Genomic DNA, 3948 nt, shown 5'->3' with positions numbered 1-3948 from the left:
TAGATTATAAGATATTAGGCGCCGGATGCTGGGAAACTTGCTTGTCCGGTTCTGTGGGGGGCTAATTGCGAATATGAAAAAAGTTATTATCATTTCTTCTTTCTAAACCGCGTTAATCTATCTCGATGATGTAAATAATATTGAAAATAACAATAATTTAAATAATTTTGATGCTTTAATGATTTTTATCAATATGTTTGAAAAAATTTTAGAAAAAACTCAAAATCATATTTTAGTTGCTTTCGATACACAAGGAAAAACTAAAAAAAAAGAAATTTATTTAGATTATAAAAAAGGTCGCCCTCTTATACCTCAACTATTGATAGATCAAATTGTGTTAGTACAGGAATATTTAAAAATTTCTGGAGTGAAATATCATTATCAAACAGGTTATGAAGCAGATGATATTATCGGAACTATCGCTCAACAAGCTAGTTCTCAACAAATCATTACAGATATTTATTCTAGTGATCATGATTTTTTGCAATTAATTAATGATTATGTTACTATTCGTTTGATAAGAAAAGGTTTAACAAATGTCAGTGATTTCGATACGAAACTATTACAAAAAGAATATCAGTTAAAACCTGAACAAATAGTTGATTTTAAAAGTATGATTGGAGATAATTCTGATAATATTATAGGAATTCCAGGCATCGGCCCTAAAACTGCTCTTAAATTATTGCATAAATTTAATACTTTAGATAATTTGTTAATAAATTTAAAACAAATTCCTGATAATTTAAGAAACAAAATAGAACCATTTAAAGATAGAATCAATTTAAATCGTTTATTAATAACTATTGATAAAACTGTTCCTTTATCTTTTGATTATACACAAACTTATAAGGAAAATATTAATTTAAATTTATTATTAAATTTTTGTAAAAAATATAATTTAAATCGTTTATATAATAAAAAAATAAAAACAAATTATAATTTTTAAAAATTATAATTTGTTTTTTTTGATTAAGATAATAATATTTTAAATTTTAATTAATATATTGAAATTATTTTTTGATTTTTATGCAATTAAAAACTTTCATATTGATATTTAAATTTACTAATTTTATCATTAAAATAACAAATCTTTAAATTTTTTTGTTTTTTATCATTATATTTATATTCATAAAAAATTTTATTTTGGAATTTTATATGTTTTTCTGGTTTGAAAAAACTAAATATATTTTTATTAGGTTTGATAAGTTCTTTATATATTTTGTAAACTTTTTGATTTTGTTTATTGTATTTATAAATAAAAACATTTTTATAACAATCGCCGTTATGACTGAAATAAACTTTAATTTTTTTTCTTAATATATTTTTATTATCATATTCATAAATAATTTTAATTTTATTATCTTTATCCGTAACTTTAACTAATTGATTATTTTCATTATAGAAATATTTATTATCTATTTCTTGTTGATCATGAGATTCAGGAATAAAAGGTTCATCATAATGTTTTATAATACGGATAGATTAATTGTGTTTTACGCAGCGATTTGTATTTGCTGTTTTATTTACAATCAGCCCCCGTCCAAACCGGACAAGCAAGTTTCCAAGCATCCGGCTTTCCATAATTTACTCTCTCTCAAGAACTAATTTCTCCTCGCGGTTGATTAGCTATTTATTCTTATCGTCCTTATTCTTTTAATATCGTGTATTTGTTGGTTTGTCACTTTTAGATGACAGTCTTTACACAATACCTTGGTACTTTTATTCATGATACTTTGGTGGTTCGCGTTGCGAACTGTCCCAATGTGATGAATTTGAAGTTGGGTTGTTTTATTGCAGTTCTCACAACGTTCCGCTTTTAGGCGTTCAGTTAGATGTGTACGACTCTGGAATAAAAATCTATTAATGGTAATATCCGGATTTCCCTTGTAGTTACGCATTTTTTTGATTTTATCCCAAGAGTAGACTTCCCATGGTTCGTATTGAGTCTTTCCTTTGTTAATATAGGAGATACCCCAAGTTGAACCTCTATTGAGTTTCTTTCGAACTCTGGCAATCGAAGTTTTCCATTTTCTTGCCAGTGTTTTCAAACAGCTATATTCAGCTAGATAGTTTAGATAGGTTAAAACACCGAGATTGTTAGCTAAACAAAAGTATTGGATAATTCCTCTAACAATTGTTTGATAGGTTTGGATTATTTCTAATTCAAACCAGCTCTTAGCCATTTGTTAATGGTTGAGAGAACTTTATTCTTTTTGATGAACCGATTTAAGGTTCTCATAAGAATTTCATGATTGATGGTATCAAAATAGCCTTTTAAGTCGATTTTGATAATGTAGTCAATTCCTTGAAATCTTTGTTTAACGCGTTTTACAGCGTCATGACAAGATTTTTTGGTTCTAAATCCAAAGCTCCATTCTGAAAAGATATTTTCAAAGTAGGGAGTTAAGAGTTGTTCGAGACATTTTTGTATTAGTCGGTCTTTGATAGTGGGTAACCCCAGAGGTCTAGTTCTTTTGTTATCACTAGGTATGAGTATTCTTTTAACTGGTTTAGGGTTGTAACCATTATTGACATATTCCTGATGGTATCTTTCTAGTCTTTCTAGATTGATTCCATCGATGGTTTCATTGTCAATTCCGGGTGTGCCCGCCCCTTTGTTAGCAGCAATTTTATTAAATGCTGTTAGCGTATTATAAAAGTTATTCATCCCCTGCTGTAATTCTCTTTTTAGAGAGTAACCATTTGATGAACGATATTGAATTTTATCCAATGTTCGCGAAAGCTTTGTTTCTAGTGAAACCGTTGTTGACATTGTGTATCAACTCCCTTCTCGATACCATTGAATAAATAGTAAATTACTTTCTTCTTTCGCCCTATAAGAGTCATTAACTCTCTTCTCGGTAAGCCGATTAACTAAATTATTCCAAATTTAGGTTTACCCTTACGACTACTATAAAGATACTTTATCCTTGACCATCCGGGCTTTTATTTCCAGATTAGTAAATTTAATTACTTCGTTTTAGGATTCTCCAAGTTACACTAAATTTCTACCTTAATTCTTTAGGGGAAGTATCCTTTTTTAAGAGGTTGATTCCAGGTTTTTGTTTGATAAGCTATCCAATACATATCGCAAATATTGATAGATTTTGGACTGTCCGTTTAAGCAACTTCCGTAACAGGTTATTAGATTACATCAGTTTTCCTTCTTAGGCCATCTCAGGCTTCTCCATCGAATTATTTGGTGGCGAGGTCATCTTGACTAATTTGCTTTCATCGCAACCCGCTTTTATGGCCTGCTCTAATCTGACATTCTTTCATCTGCCAGACCGGCCATATCCTTTCAGAGTTTATCAGCTCTGGCTATTGGTGAAATAGCACGAAATTTAGGCCTCTTTGGCGCCCCGATATTCTAATTGATTTTTTTTATTATAATGATAGGTATAAAATATATTTTCGTTAAAACATTTTTTTCTCACTAATTGTCCTTCTTTATTGTAAAAAGAAAATGAGTATATTGTAAAATCTTCATTTTTTTCATTATAAATAGATTTAATAAATACGGATAGATTAATTGCGTTTTATGCGGCGATTTGTATTTGCCGTTTTATTACAATCAGCCCCCGTCCAAACCGGACAAGCAAGTTTCCAAGCATCCGGCTTTCCATAATTTACTCTCTCTCAAGAACTAATTTCTCCTCGCAGTTGATTAGCTATTTATTCTTATCATCCTTATTCTTTTAATATCATGTATTTGTTGATTGGTTATCTTGCGATGACAGTCTTTACACAATACTTTTGTTCTTTTATTCATGATCCTTTGGTGGTTCGCGTTGCGAACTGTCCCAATGTGATGAATTTGAAGTTGGGTTGTTTTATTGCAGTTCTCACAACATTCCGCTTTCAAACGGTCAGTTAGATGCGTGCGACCTCGGAATATAAATCTATTAATGGTAATATCCGGATTTCCCTTATAGTTACGCATTTTTT

At 29.6% G+C, this 3948-nt stretch carries 1 protein-coding gene and 2 pseudogenes; 1 reads left to right on the top strand and 2 read right to left on the bottom strand.

From position 1 onward, the window contains the following. Nucleotides 1-115: 115 nt before the first annotated feature. A complete protein-coding gene (locus OC698_RS02680) occupies nt 116-946 on the top strand; it encodes a 5'-3' exonuclease (protein ID WP_320411987.1) in 831 nt (276 codons plus the stop codon). 676 nt (nt 947-1622) lie between these two features. Here OC698_RS02680 and OC698_RS02675 read toward each other — a convergent pair. Next, nucleotides 1623-2773 (bottom strand): annotated as a pseudogene (locus OC698_RS02675) (reverse transcriptase domain-containing protein). An 894-nt stretch (nt 2774-3667) separates the two neighbouring features. After that, nucleotides 3668-3948 (bottom strand): annotated as a pseudogene (locus OC698_RS02670) (group II intron reverse transcriptase/maturase); the annotation flags it as partial.

The sequence above is a fragment of the Candidatus Phytoplasma gossypii genome, assembly GCF_030586975.1.
Classification (GTDB): domain Bacteria; phylum Bacillota_I; class Bacilli_A; order Acholeplasmatales; family Acholeplasmataceae; genus Phytoplasma; species Phytoplasma citri.
Note: the sequence above shows the minus strand (reverse complement) of the source record. Positions and strands in the feature narration are given on the sequence as shown.